The sequence below is a fragment of the Paraburkholderia sp. WC7.3g genome (assembly GCF_050436345.1).
Taxonomy (GTDB): domain Bacteria; phylum Pseudomonadota; class Gammaproteobacteria; order Burkholderiales; family Burkholderiaceae; genus Paraburkholderia; species Paraburkholderia podalyriae.
In genome coordinates this window covers 217,852-237,208 of the sequence record NZ_JBNDMA010000004.1, presented here as the reverse complement: position 1 = coordinate 237,208, position 19,357 = coordinate 217,852, and the positions used below count along the sequence as shown (strand labels likewise).

Here is a 19,357-nt window from a genome sequence, read left to right as displayed (position 1 = left end):
ATGAACCGGGCTATAAAGCAGGCATCGTCAAAACACGGAGAGCATCATGAGCGCCGAGTTGCTGCAAGGGTCCTGTCACTGCGGGGCCGTCAAGTTCGAAGTTCGCACCGAAATCGCTCCGGCCGGTCGTTGCAACTGCAGCCTGTGCCGCCGCAAGGGCGCGCTGATGACGCCGCGCTTTCCCGCCAGGCAGTTGAAGATCCTGAGTGGTGAGGATGCGCTGACGCTGTACCAGTTCAACACCCAGGTCGCGAAGCACTATTTCTGCAAGCATTGCGGCATCTATCCTTTTCATCAGACGCGCACGGATCCGCAGCAATGGCGCGTCAATATCGGCTGCCTCGAAGGGGTCGATCCGTATGCACTCGAAGCCGGCGTGGCCGACGGCGCGAGTCTTTCCGTGCTGGAGGACGCATGAAACGCCTCTTTGCCATCGCTCTGTTCGTCGCGGGTGGTTTCGCTGCCGAACTCGGGCATCCGTTGCAGTGTTCATTGATCCAATCGAGCGGCGTGCACCTCAAACGCCGCGGCAGATAATCCGTCGATGGAAACCTCCGACCACGTACTGATCGTCGATGATGATCGCGGCATCCGCGAACTGCTCGCGGCATACCTCGAGAAAAACGGCGTGCGCGTTTCGCTCGCGGCCAATGGGCGCCAGATGCGCGCCGCGCTCGAGAACGGCGCACCCGACCTGATCGTGCTCGACCTGATGCTGCCCGGCGAAGACGGCCTCGTGCTGTGCCGCGAACTGCGCTCGGGCAAGTTCCGCACCGTACCGATCCTGATGCTGACCGCGCGTAGCGAGGAAGCGGACCGCATCGTCGGCCTCGAAATGGGTGCCGACGATTACCTGACCAAACCGTTCGCCGCGCGCGAGCTGCTCGCGCGAATCCGCTCGGTGCTGCGCCGCGCGCGCATGCTGCCGCCCGGCATGGAGGTGACCGAATCGGCGCCGATGCTTTGCTTCGGCGACTGGCGGCTCGACACGACCGCGCGCCATCTGCTCGATGCGGACGGCACCGAGGTCGCGTTGAGCGGCGCGGAGTACCGTCTGTTGCGCGTGTTTCTCGATCATCCGCAGCGCGTGCTCACGCGCGACCAGTTGCTGAACCTCACCCAGGGACGCCAGGCCGATCCGTTCGACCGGTCGATCGATCTGATGGTGAGCCGCCTGCGGCAACGCCTGCGGGACGGCGCGCGCGAGCCGCGCTACATCAAGACGCTGCGCAGTGAGGGCTATGTGTTTTCGGCGGTCGTGACCGCGACCGGAGATCTGGAGTGAGCGCATCGCCGTCACCGTCGTTGCTGCGCTGGCCGCATTGGCCGCGCTCGTTGTTCGCGCGGCTCGCGGTGATTTTGTTCGTCGGGCTCGCACTCGCGCAGGCGCTGTCGTTCTGGCTCACGATGACCGAGCGCGACCAGACGATGACCAACATCATGATGGGCTACATCGAGCGCGAGGTGGCGAGCTCGGTCGCGCTGCTCGATCATCTGCCGCCCGACGAGCGCGCCCAGTGGCTGCCGCGCCTCGCGCGGCGCAGCTACGAGTTCGTGCTAGGCCCGGGCGTGCCCGGCGCGCCGGTCGACGCAAGCCTGTCGGCGCGCGTCGCGCAATCGATCGGCGACGGCATCGGCAGGCGTTATCCGTTGACCGTCAACGCGGTGCCCGGCGATCGCGAGCGTCTGCAGGTGCACCTGAAACTGAGCGATGGCATGCCGCTCACCATCGACCTGCGGCCGATGCCTGGCGCACCATTGTCGCGCTGGCTGCCGCTCGTGCTGACGCTGCAGTTGCTCGTGCTCGGCGCCTGCTGCTGGCTCGCGGTGCGGCTCGCAACGCGTCCGCTCAATCAACTCGCAGTCGCAGCCGACACGCTCGGCCCCGACCTGAAGGCCGCGCGTCTGCCCGAAGCCGGTCCATCCGAAGTGGCGCGCGCCGCGCGCGCGTTCAATGCGATGCAGGACCGGATCGCCACATACATGGCCGAGCGCATGCAGATTCTCGCGGCGATTTCGCACGATCTGCAGACGCCGATAACGCGCATGCGCCTGCGCGTCGACACGATGGACCACCAGAGCGAAGCCGCGAAGCTGCGCCAGGATCTGCGGGAAATGGAAGCGCTGGTCAAGGAAGGGGTGACGTATGCGCGCACGATGCATGGCACGACTGAGATGCCGCGCCGCATCGACCCCGATGCGCTGTTCGACAGCCTCGTCTGCGATTACGTCGACGCGGGTCAGCAAGTGTCGCTGCAGGGCCACTTCGGTCAGTCATTGACGATGCGTCCGCAGGCATTGAAGCGCGTCGTCGGCAATCTTGTCGATAACGCGCTGAAGTTCGGCGGCGCCGCGCAGATCGAGATCGGCGCGTTGCACGACGGTGAGGCCACCGTGTCGGTGCTCGATCGCGGTCCCGGCATTCCGGCCGAGTCGCTGGAGACGGTGTTCGAGCCGTTCGTTCGACTCGAAGGGTCGCGCAATCGTCAAACGGGTGGCACGGGTCTGGGGCTCGCGATCGCGCGCCAACTCGCGCTCGCGATGGACGCGACGCTTACGCTGCACAACCGGGTCGGCGGCGGTCTCGAAGCGCGGTTGACGTTGCGGAAGTTGCGCGAGTCGTAGTTGAGTAGTCTTCCCGTCAGAAAATTCACAAAGACGTGTTTCTCAGTAGTGTTCAACGACCACTGGTTCAGCATGTCTCGGCGATTCCCTATCATTTGAAGAAACCACATTGGCGATGCGTCACATCGCATCATTATTAAATCATCGATATCGAATGCGACTTATCGATGCGAGCAATCCAGATGCGTGCATCGCGTGTCATATGACACACGGGCAATCGAGTTAATTCGCGCATTCAACGAAATTCGGCAATGCAGCATCGATCGGTTCGATTACCTGACGCGCGGCAGGCGGTTAGCTGGCCTTGCGATTAATTGACAAACGCTAACGGACAGCCCATTCTTTTCGTGTGGTGGTTGCAGAGTAACACGGCTGATCAACAGCAAGATTGGCCGAGAGACACGTTTCGTTCGAATCTGATTAAGGTCCTTGTTAAAAAGGTAACTAAAAAGGAATCCGAATGGCGTCCACTCCACAAAAAATGTCAAAAATGCAACTCACCGGGATGGTGGTGGGCGGCATGGTCGGAGCCGGGATCTTTTCCCTGCCGCGCACTTTTGCGAATGCCACCGGTCCGTTGGGTGCCGTGATTGCCTGGCTGATTGCGGGCACGGGCATGTATATGCTGGCGCGCGTGTTTCAGGCGCTGGCGGAACGCAAGCCCGAACTGGACGCCGGCGTGTTTGCGTATGCGAAAGCGGGCTTTGGCGATTATCCGGGCTTTCTCTCCGCATTTGGCTACTGGATCGGCAGCTGTATCGGCAACGTTTCGTACTGGGTGCTGATCAAGTCGACACTCGGCGCGTTTTTTCCCGTGTTCGGCGACGGCAATACGGTCGTCGCGATCGTCGTTGCATCGATCGGCATCTGGCTATTTCATTTCATGATCCTGAAGGGCGTGCAGCAGGCGGCCTTCATCAACAGTATCGTCACGGTCGCCAAGGTCATTCCGATTCTGGTGTTCATCCTGATCCTGATCTTCGGCTTCCGGTTGGACCTGTTCCAGGCCAACCTCTACGGTGGAGGACTCGAAGGCAATATCCTCGAGCAGGTGCGGGCCACGATGCTGGTCACGGTGTTCGTGTTCATCGGTATCGAAGGGGCGAGTGTCTATTCCCGTTATGCGAAGAAGCGCTCCGATGTCGGCCAGGCGACGATTCTCGGCTTCGTCGTCGTGACCTCGCTAATGGTGCTCGTGACGATGCTGCCTTACGCAGTGCTCCAGCGCGCCGACATCGGGGCCATGCGGCAGCCGTCGATGGCGGCGGTGCTTGAAGGGGTGGTCGGTCATTGGGGCGCGGTTTTCGTCAGCATAGGCCTGCTGATTTCGGTGCTGGGCGCTTATCTCGCCTGGTCGCTGATCTGCGCCGAAGTGTTGTTCACGGCGGCAAAGACCGAAGACATGCCCGCCGTGTTCGCGAGGGAAAACGCCAACAAGGTACCGGCCAATGCATTGTGGCTGACCAACATCGTGGTGCAGCTGCTCGTCATCAGCACATACTTCTCGCGCGACGCGTTCGCGCTGATGCTGAATCTGACGAGCGCGATGTCGTTGATTCCGTACCTCTTCGTCGCGGTGTTCGGCTGCATGAACGCGAATCGCGGTGACGGTTACGACGTGCGCGCCGACGAGCGCCGGCGCGACTTGATCATGGCCGCAATCGCCTCGATCTACACGGTCTTCATGATCTGGGCGGGCGGCCTGAAATTCATTCTGCTTTCCGCCGTGCTGTATGCGCCAGGCACGGCGCTCTATATCTGGGCTCGGCGCGAGCGGAACAAGAACGTCTTCATCGCTTCCGACTGGATCATTTTTATCGTTGCGGTCATTGGCGCGATCATCGGCATCTATGGCCTCGTCACCGGAAGGATCGCGCTTTAGCTTTAATGACATCCGATTGAACAGAGCGGGCCAACACTGGTACTCAGGAGATCATCATGGCGAACACGGACGCGAAAGCGGGTGCATTAGGTGTCTACTCGGAAGTCGGGCAACTGCGCAAGGTGATGGTCTGCGCACCGGGGCTCGCGCATCAGCGTCTTACCCCGAGCAATTGCGATGAACTGCTGTTCGACGACGTGCTATGGGTCGAGAACGCGAAGCGCGACCACTTCGACTTCGTGACGAAGATGCGCGACCGCGGCGTCGAAGTGGTGGAGATGCACAATCTGCTGGCCGAAACGGTCGCGGTGCCCGAAGGCAAGAAGTGGATTCTCGACAACCAGGTGGTGCCGAATCAGGTCGGCCTCGGCTTTATCGATGAATTGAGAAGCTATCTGGAGGGGCTCGACAATCGCAAGCTGGCCGAAACGCTGATTGGCGGGCTATCCACTCACGACTTCCCGGAAGCGCACGGCGGCAAGGCGCTGGAGGTCGCGAAAGAAGCGGCGGGCGGCACCGAATATCTGCTGCCGCCGCTGCCGAACACGCTGTACACGCGCGACACGACTTGCTGGATCTATGGCGGCGTCACGCTGAATGCGCTGTACTGGCCGGCCCGTCACGAGGAGACGATCCTGACCACGGCGATCTACAAGTTCCACCCGGACTTCGCGGGCAAGGTCAACGTGTGGTGGGGCGACCCGACCCAGGACCACGGTCTGGCCACGCTGGAAGGCGGCGACGTGATGCCGATCGGCAAGGGCGTCGTGCTGATCGGCATGAGCGAGCGCACGTCGCGTCAGGCCATCAGTCAACTTGCGGCAACGCTGTTCGAGAAGGGCGCGGCCGAGCGCGTGATCGTCGCGGCGATGCCGAAGATTCGCGCGGCGATGCACCTCGACACCGTGTTCACGTTCGCCGATCGCGATTGCGTGCTGGTCGCCCCGGACTTCATGGCGAAGACGCGCACCTATTCGTATCGGCCGAGCAGTCATCCGAGCGGCGTGGAATTGCACGCCGATAACAAACCGTTTACCGACGTCGTCGCCGAGGCGCTCGGGCTGAAGCAGCTGCGCGTGGTCGAGGCGGGCGGCAGCGACTATCAACGCGAGCGCACGCAGTGGGATAGCGGTGCGAATCTCGTGTGCGCGTCGCCGGGCGTCGTCTATGCATACGACCGCAACACATACACGAACACGCTGTTGCGCAAGCAGGGCATCGAGGTGATTACGATCGTCGGTGCGGAGCTTGGCCGTGGACGTGGCGGCGGTCACTGCATGACCTGCCCGATCATCCGCGATGCGGTCGACTATTGATCGGTCGGGCGAATCGATCAGGCGGGTGATCGGCAAGGTGCCGCGCGCTCGCTGAAGTGGCGAGCGGGCGACAGCGGCGAGGTTGCAGAGTTAGCCGATACGGGGACGAACTCGAATGAACAGGCCCGAATCACCCCAGCCGGTCACGCTGACCGAAGCGATCATTCCGGTCGCCAGCCTCGTCATACTGGTGGGGCTGTCCTACTACCTGTTCGGCGACGCAGGTGCGAGCGGGCCGAACCAGGTGGGGCTCACCGTCGCGGCGATGATCGCCGTGTTCATCGGCTGGCGCCGCGGGCACTCGTTGGCCTCGCTCGGCGAGGCCGCGGTGGCGAGTGTCAGCACTGGCATAGGCGCAATTTTCATCCTGTTCGCGGTGGGTGCGCTGATCGGCACATGGGCGCTCAGCGGCACGCTGGTCGGCATGGTGTATTACGGCCTGAAGCTTCTCAGCCCTAACTATTTCTACGTGACGGCGGCCGCGATCTGTGGCGTCGTGTCGATGAGCATCGGCAGCTCGTGGACGGTGGCCGGCACGATCGGCATCGGGCTGATGGGCATCGCGCAGGGTATGGGACTGAACGAGGCGATTGCGGCGGGTGCGATCATCTCGGGCGCCTATCTCGGCGACAAGTCTTCGCCTTTGTCCGATTCCGCGAATCTTGCCGCGGCGGCGTCGGGAGTCGAACTGTACCGGCATCTGCGCGAAGTGTTGCTGACTTCCGCCGTGGCGCTAATCATCGCCTTTGCGTTCTATTTTCTGGTCGGTCGCCCCGGCGATTTCGACGCGAGCGCTGAGATCGACGCAATGCGTGGAGCATTTCACATTTCGCTTTGGCTGTTTGCGCCGCTGGTGCTCGTCATACTGCTTGCGCTCTTCAAGATGCCGCCGTTTACCGCGATCTTTCTCGGCGCGCTGGCAGGTGGCGTGCTCGCCGTGTGCGTCGCGCCCGAGCGCGTGGTCGCGTTCGCTTCCGCAAAGCCGGGCGTGCCGAACTGGCTCGCGCTCGTCAAAGGCGTCTGGCTTGCTCTCGCAAGCGGCTACAAGACGTCGACGGGCAACCACGCGCTCGACCTGCTGGTCACGCGCGGCGGCATGGAGAGCATGCTGAATACGATCTGGCTGATCATTGCCGCGCTCGGGTTCGGCGGCGTGGTCGAAAAATGCGGCGTGCTCGAGCGTCTGATTACGCCTGTGATCGACAAAGCGAGGCGCGCAGGCGCGCTGGTGGCCTCGCTGGTCGCGGCGGTCGTCGCCACCAATATCGTCACTGCCGATCAATACATCGCGGTCGTGCTGCCCGCGCGCATGTTCAAGACGGCGTTCGCGCGACGCGGGTTCGCGCCGGTGGTGCTGTCGCGCGCGGTCGGCGATACGGCCACACCGACCGGTGCACTGATTCCGTGGAATAGCTGCGGCGCATATATGGCGGCGACGCTCGGTGTTGCCACGCTCAGTTACGCGCCATATGCGGTGTTCTGCTTCGTGAGTCCGCTGTTGACGGTGGCGATGGCCTATGCGGGCATCCGGATGCCGCGCGTGGCCACCGACACCGCCGCAGCCGCGTCCGCCAACGCGCAGGCTGGCGCGACCCATCCAGACGATTGACGCGACGAATCGCATCGCTCCGCCAATTGCCGGGTCGACGCACGCGGTCGCCGTGGGCAGGTCCGGCTTGAAGTCGAACTCGCTTTTACTATACTTTTTAACGACTTCGAGTCACGCCTGAATTATCGAATTTAATATCGCGCTATTTGCAAAAATTGCATTCGATAGGCCAGCGATCGCTGCAATGAAGTTCGAGTTAATGAATCTGCGAGTAGCTGGACGATCACTTTCACGTCGATCACGTGAATGCCCGGAGGTTTCTTCCACCGCACGGAGGTTCGAACATGAATAATCGCATTGTTGCGCAACTCGTCGCCTTGTCATTTGCCGGTATGTCCGCGCTCGCGATTGCGGCTGGGCCGACGCAGGACGAGGGCGGCGGCCAGATGGCCGGAACGGGCCGTCAGCAGATGATGCCGTCGATTCCGCATCGTGACTGGCACAAAGGCCAGCGGGTGCCGGCCGAATACCGTCATTACAATTTCATCATGGACGACTGGCGTGGACACGGCCTCGATGCGCCGCCGCGCGGACATAAATGGCTGGGTGTCAATGGGGACTATGTGCTCGTCACGACGAACAACTGGACCATTTCCAATATCGTCGCCGGAACGCAGTAATGCTTCATCGTGGTGCCCAGGCTATCCGGCGACCGGGCTTTAGCGCCGGAGCCTGGGGAATTCATCGACACGACATGATTTTTGTCATTTTCGCCATCGATTTAACGCCGTGTATCGTATAGCCGGTCCGGAACGAACAATGCAGTCACGCCGCTCAAAAAGAATACCGCGCCGACTACCAGAAAGCCGAGACCGATCGAGAACTGCGTGGCGATATAACCGATGACGATTGGCGCCGCGCCCGAACAGAAGCGCCCGAGATTATACGAGCCGCCCACCGCGGTGCCCCGCACCGACGTTGCGAAGCTCTCCGACATAAAGGTGCCGATCGTGCCGAGCGGCACGCCGTACAGAAAGCCGAAGAAAAGCATCAGCGTGGCGATATTGTCGCGGGTGTGCCAGAAAATGATAACGGGCAGAAAGAGTGCCGCACCGATGCAGCCGAGCACGTACACGCCGCGCCGGCTCCAGCGATCACCGAGCCAGCCTGCAAAGATCTTGCCGATGAAGGCAACCACGTACGTGCCGATCATATAGCCGGTCAGCGAACTGAACTTGATGTGCAGTTCCTTTTCGAGGTACGTCGGCAGCCAGTTGTTCAGGCCGTAAAAGCCGGACAGAATGAAGATCGACGTGAAGGTCCACAGGATGAACATGGTGCGCGCCTGCCGGTCGCGGAAAATCTGCGCATAGCGATTGTCGACGAGCCGCGCTGTGTCCTTGCGGTCGGCGGCCCGGCTCGCGAGCCATGCCGCCGGTTCGGGCACCGCGAACTTGATCGCGAATGCGAGCAGCACCGGCACGGCCGACACGTAGTAAAGCGTGCGCCAGCCGTACTGCGGCAGGATCCAGTTGCTGAGCGCAATCACGACGATATAGCCGGCCGAAATGCCGGTTTGCAGCATGCCGAGCACCAGCGAGCGCCGCTCGGTCGGCACATATTCGGCCACGAGCGTCGTGACTAGCACCATGCAGCCAATGCCGAGCGAGCTGATAAAGCGCACCGCCGCGAATTCGACGAAGCTGTGCGTGAACCCGAGCATCCCGGCGCCGAGCGAGAACAGCGCGAGCGCCCACGCGACGACCCGCACGCGGCCGAGACGATCGCTCGCCCAGCCGCCGACGATGCCGCCGATCGCCATGCCGAGCAAGGTCAGACTGCCGAGCGCGCCCGCTTCGACATTGGTCAGGCCGAAGTCGTCCTTGATACGCGACAGCGTGAGGCCGTACATCATCACGTCGGCGCCATCGGCGATCAGCGCGAGGTAGCCGAGCACGAACACCACCAGCCAGCGGCCTTGCGAGACGGTGGCATGGGTTACGGCTTGATAGGGCTGCAGATCGGATGGTGTTTTCATGAACGGGCGGCGCAAGCGGGGGATGGCGGATTCTGCTGGAGCAGAGCGGGGGCAAGGAAGGCGCCGATCAGCAGGCCGATGCTTTCATGACGGCTCGTGTACCAGCCTTCCTTGTGCGTCAGGTTCATCGTACCGATGCAAACGCCGTCGTAGGCGATCGGAATGTTCAGGATCGAGCCGAGACCCAAACCGGTCATGACCGCATGGTCGTCGAAGGCCTCGCGAATGCCTTGCGATGTGGCGGCACGAAACGGCTTCATATCCCGAAGAATCTGCCGCGACCACGCGGTGCCGTGCGCTTCTTCTTGCGGCCGCCCAATGGATATACGTCCGGCATGTTCGTATAGACACGTTCGACCTCGTGACGCTGCGCATCGTAGGACATGATCGTGAACAGGCTGAGGCCGATCGTCTTCGCCGCCACCGCGTGAACCGCGCGGAACAGTTCGAGCGGCTGGTGTTTAACGCGCATCGCCAGCGCGAGACGCTCGAGGTCCGCGATCTCCAGCGTTTGTCTATCGTGCAGTTCGGGTTCAGGGAGGTTGCCTTGGATCGTTTGCATCGCGTTTGCATCGGGAAGTGTGAAAAGTCGCAGTGCGTTCAGCCATGCATGCGCGTGGACTTCAGTTGGCCAGGTGCGTCGCGCGCCGGCTCGAGTTCGCTCGCTTCGATATCTTCCAGCGAGCGGTTGCGGGTTTCGATGCCGAGGAAGAACACCACGCACGCGCCGATCACCAGCACCGTCGTGGTCATCGCGAACACACCAAGGAAGCCGAACACCGGATAAATGAGGCCGACGAGGATCGGCGCGCTAACCGAGCCGATGCGGCCGAACGATGACGACGATCCAGTGCCCGTCGTGCGCACCGCGGTGGGAAACACTTCCGGCGTGTACGCGTAGACGCCGGCGAATGCGCCGTTCATGAAGAACGACAGCGCGATGCCCGCGGCCATGATCTGTATGCCGGTGTGAGAAAACGCGAGCGTGATCGCGGCAATGCCGCAGAACAGCATGTAGGAAGCGACCACCGCCTTGCGGCCGATCTTTTCGTTGAGCCACGCCGCCGAGAAGTAGCCGGGAATCTGCGCGCCATAGATCGCGATCGAATAGCCGAAGCTCCTGGTCAGCGTCAGTCCTTCCTTGACGAGCAGGCTCGGGATCCACGAGAAGAACGAGTAGTACGCGAACGCGACCGAGAACCACATCAGCCAGCTGACCGCGGTCGTGCGCCCGAGGCGCGGCGACCACAGCGCGAGCACGTTGCGCCACGCGTTGCCGCGCGTCGGCGCCGAGGCCGGCGTGGGCACTGCGTAAAGCGCGTTGCTTGCACTCACGGGCGCAAGCGCGATGCCGCGCTCGACGAACGCCGCTTCGATGCGGCCGACGATGCCGTTCGCCTCGGCAGCGCGGCCCTGGCTTTCGAGCCAGCGCGGCGATTCGGGCAGCGTCCGGCGCCACCACAGCAGCATCACGACCGGCAGCGACGTGATCACCGCCAGATAGCGCCAACCGTCGGCGAAGTTGCGCACCACCGCGAAGCCGAGAATCGACGAGGTCAGATAGCCGAACGACATGAAGCCGACCAATGCGCCGCAGAAAATGCCGCGATAGCGGCGCGGCACGAACTCGGCGAGAAACGGCGCGATCACGACGGTTTCCGCGCCCGAGCCGAAGCCCGCGACGATGCGCAGCGCGAAGAACGTGTGCCAGTCCTGAGCGGTCGCGCTCGCGAGCGAGGCGACGCAATAAATGGCAAGCGCGCTCATCATGATGCGGCGGCGGCCGATCACGTCGGCGAGCACGCCTGACAGGAACGCGCCGAAGAAGTAGCCGATATACGTGCTGCTCGCGACGAGCCCGGTCTGAGCGCTCGTCAACTGCCACAGCTTGCTGATGACCGGCAACAGGAACGCGAGTGACGACGAATCGAGTCCGTCGAACATGTACCCCAGCCCGCCGATCAGCAGCAGTCTGCGATGAAAGCTCGACAAGGGAAGTCTTTCAAGACGGGCGGCGACGGCGGACACGGCAAGTTCTCCTGAAGGAAATGGCGCGGCGAGGTCGCGCGTTCTGTGCTGACGGCTGCTTCGGACCGCTTATCGGCCGATCGCATAGGCCTGCATCTGACGCGGCGTGGCTGCGCCTCGCAGCAGACCATTGCGGATACCGACCGCGCATACGCGGCCGAGCGCCCATGGCTCCGCGACGCTCAGGTCGTGGCCGCGCTTGCGCAGTTCGGCGAGCGTGCTGTCCGGAAAGCGCGACTCGGCCGACATCTTGCCGAGCTGCATCGCGCGCGGGTAAAACGAGCCGGGGAAGTGCGCGGTCTGAAACGACGGCGAATCGGCGGCGGCCTGGAGGTTCATGCCGCCGTGTACGTGCTTGAGGAACAGCTGCAGCGACCACTGATCCTGCTGGTCGCCCCCCGGCGTGCCGAAGGCCGCGTACGGCTTGCCGTCGCGCGTGACGAGCGTCGGCGACAGCGTGGTGCGCGGCCGGCGGCCCGGGCCGAGTGACGAAGGCAGGCCTTCTTCCATCCAGAACATCTGCGCGCGCGTGGTGACGTTAAAGCCAAGACCCGGCACCGCCGGTGACGCCTGCAGCCAGCCGCCCGACGGCGTGGCCGACACCATGTTGCCCCAGCGGTCGACCACGTCGAGATGCACGGTATCGCCGCGCAATTCCGGCAGCGGCGCAAAGGTGGGCTCACCCTGGCCGAAGCCGCCAGCCTGCTCGCGCCCGGCATTCGCGACGATCCGTGCGGCGCGCTGTTCGCTGTCGCCGAGCAGCCCGGCGCGGAATTCGAACGATGCGCGGCGCGGATCGATCAGACCGCGCCGCTCGTCGTTGTACGCGTCGCTGAGCAGCACGTCCATTGGCACATGCGAAAACGCCGGATCGCCGTAGAACACTTCGCGATCGGCGAACGCGAGCTTCGAGCACTCGATCACCGTGTGCACAAAATCGGGGCCGAGCGGGTCCATCGCGCCGAGATCGAAACCCTTCAGCAGCGCGAGCTGTTGCAGGAACATCGGGCCTTGGCCCCACGGGCCGGTTTTGTGCACGCGCATGCCCGCGTAGTCGTACGACACCGGTTCTTCGTAGGTCGGCTCCCAGCGCGCGAGATCGCCGGCGTCGAGCAGGCCGCTGTTGCGCAGGCCCGAGGTATCGAGCACGGCGGTCGAGCGGAAGTATTGGTCGATCGCGTCGGCGACGAAGCCGCGATAGAAAGCGTCACGCGCGCGTTCGCACTGCTCGGCGCGGTCGCTGCGCGTATTGGCCTCGCGCAAGATGCGCTTGTAGGTTTCGGCGATCGCGGGATTCGCGAACAGCTGGTTCGGCATGGGCGCTTCGCCGTTGCGCAGCCATTGCTCGGCCGAGGTGGTCCATTCGGTGCGAAAGAAGTCCTGAATCGCGAGAATCGACGACGCCATGCGCGGCAGCACCGGATAGCCGTTTTCGGCGTAACCGATCGCATAGCTCAGCACCTCTTCGAGCGGCAGTTGGCCGTAGTCGCGCAGCAGCGCCATCCACGCGCCGAACGCGCCCGGCACGACCGCGGGCAGCAGGCCCGTGCCCGGCACCACGTCGAGCCCCATCTTGCGCATCCGCTCGATGGTCATGCGCGCGGGCGTCACGCCCTGTCCGCACAGGACGCGCACGCGTTGTTCCCGCGCGCTATAGAACACCACCGGCAGCTCGCCGCCCGGACCGTTCAGATGCGGCTCGACGATCTGCAGGACGAAGCCGGCCGCGGCAGCGGCGTCGAACGCATTGCCGCCTTTTTCGAGGACCGCCATCGCCGATGCGCTCGCGAGCCAGTGCGTCGAGGCCACCATGCCGAAGGTGCCGATCAGTTCCGGGCGGGTTGTAAACGACATGCGCGACTCCTTGGCAACGATGGGTCCAAATGGCGGAACCAATAGCAAATGGTTCGACTGAGGAAAGTCAAAGCGTAAAACTAACGAAGTCCGGTTGCACCCTGTGTTAACCCTCGATGTCGTCCCGAGTATAGCGAATCAAAAATCGCCGGGTGCCGCTATGTCGAACTGCCGCGATTCTGCTATTGTTGAGACCAATATGAATTGGTTCGGTGAACGACATGGAAAAACCGGTACGGGATGCGCTGCTCGACTACATCGCCGAGCATCAGTTGAAGGACGGAGACGCGCTGCCGCCCGAAAGAAAGCTCGCCGAAGAACTGAACGTGAGCCGTCGCGAACTGCGCGCGGCGCTCGCTTCGTTCGAGGCGTCGGGCCGTGTGTGGCGCGGTGTCGGCCGCGGCACCTATCTGGGCGCGCGGCCACTGAAGTTCGCGCCGACGCTGCGTGGCTTGCGCGCGGGCGCGAGCCCTGCCGATATCGCCGAAATGCGGCTGATGTTCGAGCCGGCGCTGGCTGCGCTGGCCGCGACCAAAGCGAGCGGCGACGATCTGCAGGAGCTGGAGAAATGCGCACGCAAAAACGCCGCCGCGAAAAATGACGACGAGTGGCAGCAATGGGATCACCGCTTTCATTTGCTGATCGGCCATGCCACGCGTAATCCCGCATTGATCGCGTTGATGGAAGTGATCAACGGCATCCGCGTGAAACCCGAGGTTCGCGAGAAAACCTCCGCGCAGCAGACGCGGCAGTTTTTCGCGCAACAGCATCAGGCGATCGTGAATGCGCTGAAGTCGCGCGATGCGGACGCGGCCGCGCAATGCATGCGTGAGCATCTGCTGAGCGTGCAGTGGCGCGCGTCGGCGAAGACCGATGGAGCGGGCGTGCGGCGTGCGTGAGCTTGCCGTGATGCCGCGCCTCGATCAGGATGATTGAGATTTACTGGGCAAGCTTTCGGTTCAACCGGCGCATGCCATCGAATACCGCATCGGCCACATCCAGCGGAAAGTCGGCGGGCAATTGCGACGAGACTGTGTCGATCACCGTCTCTGTTTGCGCGGTCAACTCATCGATCAGCGAATCGACATCAGCGGCGGAAAAGCCGACCCGCTGTCCTTCGGCCACCCAATGCCGGCGCTGGATCTGATTGAGCAGGTAATGGACGTTTTTGCCGCGAACCGCCATCGCTAGTTTCACTTTTTGCGCCGCGAGGCGGCCCGCGCCACCGCCGATGATCGGATGGGCGGACAGCACGTCGTAAAGCGGCGTGGATTCGTATCGATTGGCGGGCAGATGAGCGATGCTGAAGTTCTTCGCGTGGCCATCGGTCGCGGCGAGCATCCAGAAGACCAGCTGCGTCGCGAAGAAATTGCGCCGGTCCGTCGCCGCGCGTGCGGACCCCGCGAGTATCTCCATGATCGCCTCGATGCCCGGACCGCCGTCGGACTCGTATTTGTGCAACGCCGAAGTGCCGGTGGCCTGGCACATGTCCTCCTGCGGCAGACGCACGATCCACGTGGCGTCGCTCGACAAACGGCGATCGAAGCGCTCGACGATCAATACTTTCTGCTCGTCGAATCGCGCGATTTCGCACTCCGAGACGGGGAGCCCATAGGCCGCGACGATCTGCGAGCAAAGCCATTCGTTTTCCACCGACGTGCGCATATCGGCGCGCATGTTGCCGACGAGTCCGAGCGGCAGCTTGAAGATGTGCGTGGTCGGCGTGCTGCCTTCGGGCAGCAGCCAGCGGTTGCGATGACGAAGCAGGGCGGTTTTCTCCTGCGCGCCGGCGATCGACAGACGCAGGTCTTCGAGCGGATCGTGCTGCCCGAGCGGCGCCGCCGACGTCGTACCGCGCAGCAGTGCGGCGATGTCGCTGTCGCCGAGTTCGCGGCCGTGGATGCTCATCAGATCGCTCGGTTCTTCGTCTGGCGGCAACAGTTGCAGCGCGCCGACGCAGTCGCGTCCGAGCGTGGCGAGCAACGCGAACGGCGCCGTGCTGCCGGTTCGGTAGCGCGCGGCGATGCGACGCCGGATCGGTTCGCTGTCGGGCAGCAGGTTATCGAAATAGTCGGCGACGATCTGACCGCGATACTGCTGATTGCCCGGCGTGAACGGCAGCGACAGCGATAGCGGCCGTCCTTGTGGATCGTCGATCCATTCGTCGAGGTAGGTCAGACGCTCGCCGCTGCGCGTCGTTTCCCAGCAGCCGACCTGCAAGCCGTTCATCCACAGGTTCAGGCGGTTCGGTGTGCTGCGCGCCATGCTTACCAGTCCTCCCGTTTCTTGCTGGTGCTGGCGGCTTTCGTAACCTTGACCGGTTTGACCGCATTCGGCTTGCGGGCGGCGCGGGTGGGTGTGGCGGCTTTGGCCCCAGTGCCCGATGCTTGCGGCTCGGCGCGGCGGGACCGGGTGCGGTTTGGCGGCGGCGCGACGTCTTCCGTGGCAACGCTTTGTGCCGGTTCGCTTTGCGTGAGCTTCAGATCGACCTGCAAGACCCGCAACACTCTGAAGAGCCGTTCAACGCTGACGGCCGCCGGATTCGCTTCGAGTTGCGCGTAGGTCTGTTGCGTGACGCCGAGATGCGCGGCCATCGCGGCCTGAGTGAGGGCGGCGGCCTTCCTGAAGCCCTGCAGGATCGGTCTGAGCTGGCTCAGTGTTTTGATGGCGTAGTCCACGGTCGATCTCCGGTTCGGCTTCGTCGGCGTAACAGATCAAAGCCTGTAGAAGGCGGATACAGTCTATACGCTGTATTCGACAAATACAAGCTAAAGACTGTCAATGATCAGCACCGGGCACGTTCGAAATGGTGTCCGGCTATCCGCGTCAGTAACGCAACTAACCGTCCGCCCGCCCTCACACAACCCTTCGCTGCTGCGCAGCCATCCGTCGTCAGCAAAGTGCGATCGACCGAGGGCCGTTCGGCGACAGGCGAAGGTGTGAGCCCACTCGATCAGCGTAAAGATGATGGACAAGCGCATCAATTAAAAATCGCATTTGTTTCACTATTGGTTGGTACTGCTACCAGACAAGAAACGCCTGGACCGGAAAAAGACAAATTCGAATCGTTATCAATTGACGACCTAATCAGGAAGCCAGTCATTCAGTCAGAAAAACATGTCTCGGATTCACAGACAGAACCCTGAATAGTCGTCGACGAGCAATCGATAGCAATATCAATAGCGCTCATCGAGAAGCGGATAACTGATGAGTGTTTACGCGCATTGCATCGCTTCCTTTCACACGCCGAATGCTATTTGACACAAATGTCACGTGACGTGCATCGAGCGGAAATGAGCTTGGAAATTACCGAAAAGGCTGTAGACTTTATACCGTGTCTGACGTGGCGAGGCCCGCATGAGTCCAGTCGTTGCGCGCATACAGCAGGGGCGAAAATCACTCCAATCCGTCGCGAGACCCTTCTGTCATCAAGGTGTCTATTCGCTGATGCAACCCAATGCCAATAGAACCCGAACCGACGAACCACGCCGAGCGTTGAACCGGAAAGGAGATTCGACGAGACCCAGAGACCAATCTTCCAAATAGCGCGATCGACGCCGCCGGATGCGGTCGCCGGCGGGCCGCTGGTGAACATAACTTCCCTGGAGTATGCGATGGCAATCAAACCACAATGGCGAACGCTGTTATCTCTGACTTTTCTGTCGTTGGCAATGATCGGCAACGTCGCGCGTGCGGAAAGCATTCCAATCGTCACGGGACAGCAATGGATGCAGTCGACCGATGAGCAGAAGAAAGCGTATCTGGTCGGTATCTCGAATGTGATCGACATCGAGCGCGCCTATGCCGGCAACATGGCGAACACCAATGACATCGCGCAGCGCTTCGGCAAGGGCATGCAGGGCCAGACGCTCGACAGCGTCCGTCAAGGCCTCGATGGCTACTACGCCGCCAATCCCACGATGATCCAGCACCCGGTGATCGAGACCCTCTGGTTCCAGATGGTCGTGCCCGGCCTGAAGAAAAATCAGTAAGGAGAACGATCATGAAACGACTTGGGTGGATTGTCAGTATTGGCGCGCTGGCTGCGATGATCGGTTGCACGGACATGAGCCCGCAGGCGCAAGGAACGATGAGCGGCGCGGCACTCGGCGCGGGTGCGGGCGCGGGCATCGCGGCGATCTCCGGCGGCGACGCATGGACCGGCGCGATCATCGGCGGCGCGGCGGGCGGCGTGGCCGGCAATATCCGCGGCCGTTAGTTAATGCATGCAGGCAAGGCCGAGGCGCGACGCGGGTGACGCCCCGGCTTTTCTTTACTGAACCGGGCGGCCAATGTGGCCTCGGTCAGGCGTCGCAGGGTCGTCGGTCGAGGCGATTTCGGAAGCGTTGCTGAAGGATCGTTCTTGCATCGGGCACGTCACCATTCCCGCGACGCCTCAAGAATTCCGTGCCGCTTTCCTCACAGCCTGCGAGCGGTGCAACCTTCATCTCATCAAGAGAACACGAATGCTGCGCACGTCAGTGAAGGTAATAAAGATAAGTGCATGGGTTCTGGTGCTGCTGGCGGTGCTCGCATTCGGCCTGCGCGCGTGGTATTCGCAGCGCGGACCGGAACTGTCGGTATGGCACACCTATGTGCCCCGCGAATTGACCGTCGAGGAAATGGACACCGCCGACTGGAACACGTACATCAAGGCGGAAAACCGGATTTTCGAAGACGTGCGCGTCAATGTCGTCGAAAAGCTGCGGCCTTCCGAGCGCATTCCGGCGAACCGTTATTACGAGGGCTCGCCGATCTTTCCGTGGCATTTCGCCGAAAACTGGAATCACTCGTACATTCTCGAACCGTCGGGGCCGCCCGTCGGCGCCGTCGTATTGCTGCACGGTATGACGGATGCGCCGTACAGTATGCGGCATATCGCGCGCCGTTATCGCGATCGCGGTTTCGTCGCGATCGGCATTCGCTTGCCGGGACATGGCACGGTGCCCGCGGGGCTCACCGACGTGCACTGGCAGGACTGGACCGCCGCCACGCGGCTCGCAGTGCGCGAAGCGCGCCGTCGCGTGGGGCCGGGTAAGCCGATCGAACTGGTCGGGTTTTCGAATGGCGGCGCGCTCGCGCTGCAATACGCGCTCGACGCGGTCGAGAGTCCCGCGCTCGCACGTCCGACGCGCGTCGTGCTGATCTCACCGATGATCGGCGTCACGCGTTACGCGCGTTTTGCCGGTCTCGCAGGATTGCCCGCAGTGCTGCCGGCCTTCGCGGGCGCCGCGTGGCTTGGCGTCGTCCCCGAGTTCAATCCGTTCAAGTACAACTCGTTTCCTGTAAATGGCGCGCGGCAGTCCTATCTCCTCACGAGCGTGATTCAGGAACAGATTACGCGGCTCGAGCGCGAGAACCGGCTCGATACGCTGCCGCCCATTCTGACCTTCCAGTCGGTGACGGATTTCACGGTGAGCACGCCCGCGGTGATGTCGTCGCTCTACGACAAGCTGCCTGAAAACGGCAGCGAAGTCGTGCTGTTCGACGTGAACCGCAGCGTGCGCTTCAGGACCTTTCTGCGCGTCGCGTCGTACACGGCGCTCTCGCGACTGCTGCGCACCGGTCCGCAGAACTACCGCACGACGGTGATCGCCAACGTGTCGCCGGACTCGGCGCATACCGTCGAGCGCAGTGTTTATGCGGGCGAAGTGCAAACGCGCGTCAGACCGCTGGACATCGATTATCCCCAGGATATTTTCTCGTTGTCGCATGTCGCGATTCCATTCCCGATCACCGACGCGCTGTACGGCATCGCGCCAGACGATTCGGAAAACTTCAACGAGAACCTCGGCACGCTCGCGCCGCGCGGCGAACGCGGCACGCTGATTCTGACGCTCGACTCGATGTTCCGCATCGCGTCGAATCCGTTTTTCCCGTATCTGCTGCAGCGTATCGATGAAGGCATCGGCAAGATGCCGCCGCCGGTCGTCAAGTCGCCGCCGCGCACGCATAAAACCGCGGATGGTCAGCCCGACGATTTCGCTGATGATCTGAACGCGCTCGAACAAGTCGGCTCCGACGAGCCTTGAGATGTCGATCGTTTGATCGAGCTGACGGCAATC

At 62.5% G+C, this 19,357-nt stretch carries 20 protein-coding genes; 13 read left to right on the top strand and 7 right to left on the bottom strand.

What is annotated here, in order from left to right; translation table 11 throughout:
* Positions 1-46 precede the first annotated feature (46 nt).
* The 8 genes from OKW43_RS34500 to OKW43_RS34465 all read left to right on the top strand — a co-directional run bounded on the left by OKW43_RS34500 (position 47) and on the right by OKW43_RS34465 (position 8,052).
* Complete coding sequence (locus OKW43_RS34500) at positions 47-418, top strand: GFA family protein (RefSeq protein WP_187634703.1); 372 nt, start codon at positions 47-49, stop codon at positions 416-418.
* The gene (locus OKW43_RS34495; protein ID WP_281393964.1) at positions 415-537 is read left to right on the top strand and encodes a hypothetical protein; all 123 of its coding nucleotides are present in this window, start codon (positions 415-417) and stop codon (positions 535-537) included. The genes OKW43_RS34500 and OKW43_RS34495 overlap by 4 nt, the downstream gene beginning before the upstream one ends.
* Before the next feature lie 7 nt (positions 538-544).
* Positions 545-1,285, top strand: a complete 741-nt coding sequence (locus OKW43_RS34490; protein WP_187634702.1) for a response regulator — start codon at positions 545-547, stop codon at positions 1,283-1,285.
* A complete protein-coding gene (locus OKW43_RS34485) occupies positions 1,282-2,625 on the top strand; it encodes an ATP-binding protein (protein ID WP_187634701.1) in 1,344 nt (447 codons plus the stop codon). The genes OKW43_RS34490 and OKW43_RS34485 overlap by 4 nt, the downstream gene beginning before the upstream one ends.
* 460 nt (positions 2,626-3,085) lie before the next feature.
* A complete protein-coding gene (locus OKW43_RS34480) occupies positions 3,086-4,507 on the top strand; it encodes a basic amino acid/polyamine antiporter (RefSeq protein WP_429452841.1) in 1,422 nt (473 codons plus the stop codon).
* A 56-nt stretch (positions 4,508-4,563) separates the two neighbouring features.
* Positions 4,564-5,823, top strand: a complete 1,260-nt coding sequence (gene arcA / locus OKW43_RS34475) for an arginine deiminase (RefSeq protein ID WP_187634699.1) — start codon at positions 4,564-4,566, stop codon at positions 5,821-5,823.
* A 115-nt stretch (positions 5,824-5,938) separates the two neighbouring features.
* Complete coding sequence (gene nhaC, locus OKW43_RS34470; protein WP_429452839.1) at positions 5,939-7,432, top strand: Na+/H+ antiporter NhaC; 1,494 nt, start codon at positions 5,939-5,941, stop codon at positions 7,430-7,432.
* 284 nt (positions 7,433-7,716) lie between these two features.
* Positions 7,717-8,052 carry an RcnB family protein gene (locus tag OKW43_RS34465; protein ID WP_187634697.1) on the top strand — a complete coding sequence of 112 codons (336 nt, stop codon included), beginning with the start codon at positions 7,717-7,719 and terminating at the stop codon, positions 8,050-8,052.
* Positions 8,053-8,153: 101 nt separating this feature from the next.
* Here OKW43_RS34465 and OKW43_RS34460 read toward each other — a convergent pair whose 3' ends face one another.
* The 5 genes from OKW43_RS34460 to OKW43_RS34440 form a co-directional block, all read right to left on the bottom strand.
* The gene (locus tag OKW43_RS34460; protein ID WP_429452837.1) at positions 8,154-9,410 is read right to left on the bottom strand and encodes an MFS transporter; all 1,257 of its coding nucleotides are present in this window, start codon (positions 9,408-9,410) and stop codon (positions 8,154-8,156) included.
* Complete coding sequence (locus OKW43_RS34455) at positions 9,407-9,670, bottom strand: hypothetical protein (RefSeq protein WP_429452835.1); 264 nt, start codon at positions 9,668-9,670, stop codon at positions 9,407-9,409. Before OKW43_RS34455 ends, OKW43_RS34460 begins: the two co-directional genes overlap by 4 nt.
* Positions 9,667-9,972, bottom strand: a complete 306-nt coding sequence (locus tag OKW43_RS34450; RefSeq protein WP_429452833.1) for a hypothetical protein — start codon at positions 9,970-9,972, stop codon at positions 9,667-9,669. Before OKW43_RS34450 ends, OKW43_RS34455 begins: the two co-directional genes overlap by 4 nt.
* A gap of 38 nt (positions 9,973-10,010) precedes the next feature.
* Positions 10,011-11,438 carry an MFS transporter gene (locus OKW43_RS34445; RefSeq protein ID WP_429452831.1) on the bottom strand — a complete coding sequence of 476 codons (1,428 nt, stop codon included), beginning with the start codon at positions 11,436-11,438 and terminating at the stop codon, positions 10,011-10,013.
* 69 nt (positions 11,439-11,507) lie between these two features.
* On the bottom strand, positions 11,508-13,292 hold the full coding sequence (locus OKW43_RS34440; RefSeq protein ID WP_429452829.1) for a gamma-glutamyltransferase family protein: 1,785 nt from the start codon (positions 13,290-13,292) through the stop codon (positions 11,508-11,510).
* Between the two features lie 221 nt (positions 13,293-13,513).
* On the opposite strand from OKW43_RS34440, the gene OKW43_RS34435 reads away from it, so the two are divergent.
* Positions 13,514-14,191, top strand: a complete 678-nt coding sequence (locus OKW43_RS34435) for a FadR/GntR family transcriptional regulator (protein ID WP_429452827.1) — start codon at positions 13,514-13,516, stop codon at positions 14,189-14,191.
* A gap of 40 nt (positions 14,192-14,231) precedes the next feature.
* Here the strand turns inward: OKW43_RS34435 and OKW43_RS34430 are convergent, their stop codons facing one another.
* Together OKW43_RS34430 and OKW43_RS34425 are read right to left on the bottom strand one after the other, a co-directional pair.
* Positions 14,232-15,557: a type II toxin-antitoxin system HipA family toxin gene (locus OKW43_RS34430; RefSeq protein ID WP_187634692.1), complete on the bottom strand. Its 1,326-nt coding sequence runs from the start codon at positions 15,555-15,557 to the stop codon at positions 14,232-14,234.
* 2 nt (positions 15,558-15,559) lie between these two features.
* Complete coding sequence (locus OKW43_RS34425) at positions 15,560-15,970, bottom strand: helix-turn-helix domain-containing protein (RefSeq protein ID WP_187634691.1); 411 nt, start codon at positions 15,968-15,970, stop codon at positions 15,560-15,562.
* Positions 15,971-16,231: 261 nt separating this feature from the next.
* On the opposite strand from OKW43_RS34425, the gene OKW43_RS34420 reads away from it, so the two are divergent.
* From OKW43_RS34420 to OKW43_RS34405, 4 genes are all read left to right on the top strand, one after another.
* A complete protein-coding gene (locus tag OKW43_RS34420; protein WP_187634690.1) occupies positions 16,232-16,438 on the top strand; it encodes a hypothetical protein in 207 nt (68 codons plus the stop codon).
* 468 nt (positions 16,439-16,906) lie between these two features.
* Positions 16,907-17,284: a hypothetical protein gene (locus OKW43_RS34415; RefSeq protein WP_187634689.1), complete on the top strand. Its 378-nt coding sequence runs from the start codon at positions 16,907-16,909 to the stop codon at positions 17,282-17,284.
* A gap of 11 nt (positions 17,285-17,295) precedes the next feature.
* Entirely contained in the window at positions 17,296-17,511 is a 216-nt protein-coding gene (locus tag OKW43_RS34410; protein ID WP_187634688.1) for a YMGG-like glycine zipper-containing protein, read from the top strand.
* Positions 17,512-17,758: 247 nt separating this feature from the next.
* Entirely contained in the window at positions 17,759-19,324 is a 1,566-nt protein-coding gene (locus OKW43_RS34405) for an alpha/beta hydrolase (RefSeq protein WP_429452824.1), read from the top strand.
* Positions 19,325-19,357: the final 33 nt, after the last annotated feature.

Bases quoted from the DNA above. Each gene is read 5' to 3' on its own strand.
- OKW43_RS34500 (WP_187634703.1), top strand. From the start codon at position 47: ATGAGCGCCGAGTTGCTGCAAGGGTCCTGTCACTGCGGGGCCGTCAAG.
- OKW43_RS34495 (WP_281393964.1), top strand. From the start codon at position 415: ATGAAACGCCTCTTTGCCATCGCTCTGTTCGTCGCGGGTGGTTTCGCT.
- OKW43_RS34490 (WP_187634702.1), top strand. From the start codon at position 545: ATGGAAACCTCCGACCACGTACTGATCGTCGATGATGATCGCGGCATC.
- OKW43_RS34480 (WP_429452841.1), top strand. From the start codon at position 3,086: ATGGCGTCCACTCCACAAAAAATGTCAAAAATGCAACTCACCGGGATG.
- arcA (WP_187634699.1), top strand. From the start codon at position 4,564: ATGGCGAACACGGACGCGAAAGCGGGTGCATTAGGTGTCTACTCGGAA.
- nhaC (WP_429452839.1), top strand. From the start codon at position 5,939: ATGAACAGGCCCGAATCACCCCAGCCGGTCACGCTGACCGAAGCGATC.
- OKW43_RS34465 (WP_187634697.1), top strand. From the start codon at position 7,717: ATGAATAATCGCATTGTTGCGCAACTCGTCGCCTTGTCATTTGCCGGT.
- OKW43_RS34460 (WP_429452837.1), bottom strand. From the start codon at position 9,410: ATGAAAACACCATCCGATCTGCAGCCCTATCAAGCCGTAACCCATGCC.
- OKW43_RS34455 (WP_429452835.1), bottom strand. From the start codon at position 9,670: ATGAAGCCGTTTCGTGCCGCCACATCGCAAGGCATTCGCGAGGCCTTC.
- OKW43_RS34450 (WP_429452833.1), bottom strand. From the start codon at position 9,972: ATGCAAACGATCCAAGGCAACCTCCCTGAACCCGAACTGCACGATAGA.
- OKW43_RS34440 (WP_429452829.1), bottom strand. From the start codon at position 13,292: ATGTCGTTTACAACCCGCCCGGAACTGATCGGCACCTTCGGCATGGTG.
- OKW43_RS34435 (WP_429452827.1), top strand. From the start codon at position 13,514: ATGGAAAAACCGGTACGGGATGCGCTGCTCGACTACATCGCCGAGCAT.
- OKW43_RS34430 (WP_187634692.1), bottom strand. From the start codon at position 15,557: ATGGCGCGCAGCACACCGAACCGCCTGAACCTGTGGATGAACGGCTTG.
- OKW43_RS34415 (WP_187634689.1), top strand. From the start codon at position 16,907: ATGGCAATCAAACCACAATGGCGAACGCTGTTATCTCTGACTTTTCTG.
- OKW43_RS34410 (WP_187634688.1), top strand. From the start codon at position 17,296: ATGAAACGACTTGGGTGGATTGTCAGTATTGGCGCGCTGGCTGCGATG.
- OKW43_RS34405 (WP_429452824.1), top strand. From the start codon at position 17,759: ATGCTGCGCACGTCAGTGAAGGTAATAAAGATAAGTGCATGGGTTCTG.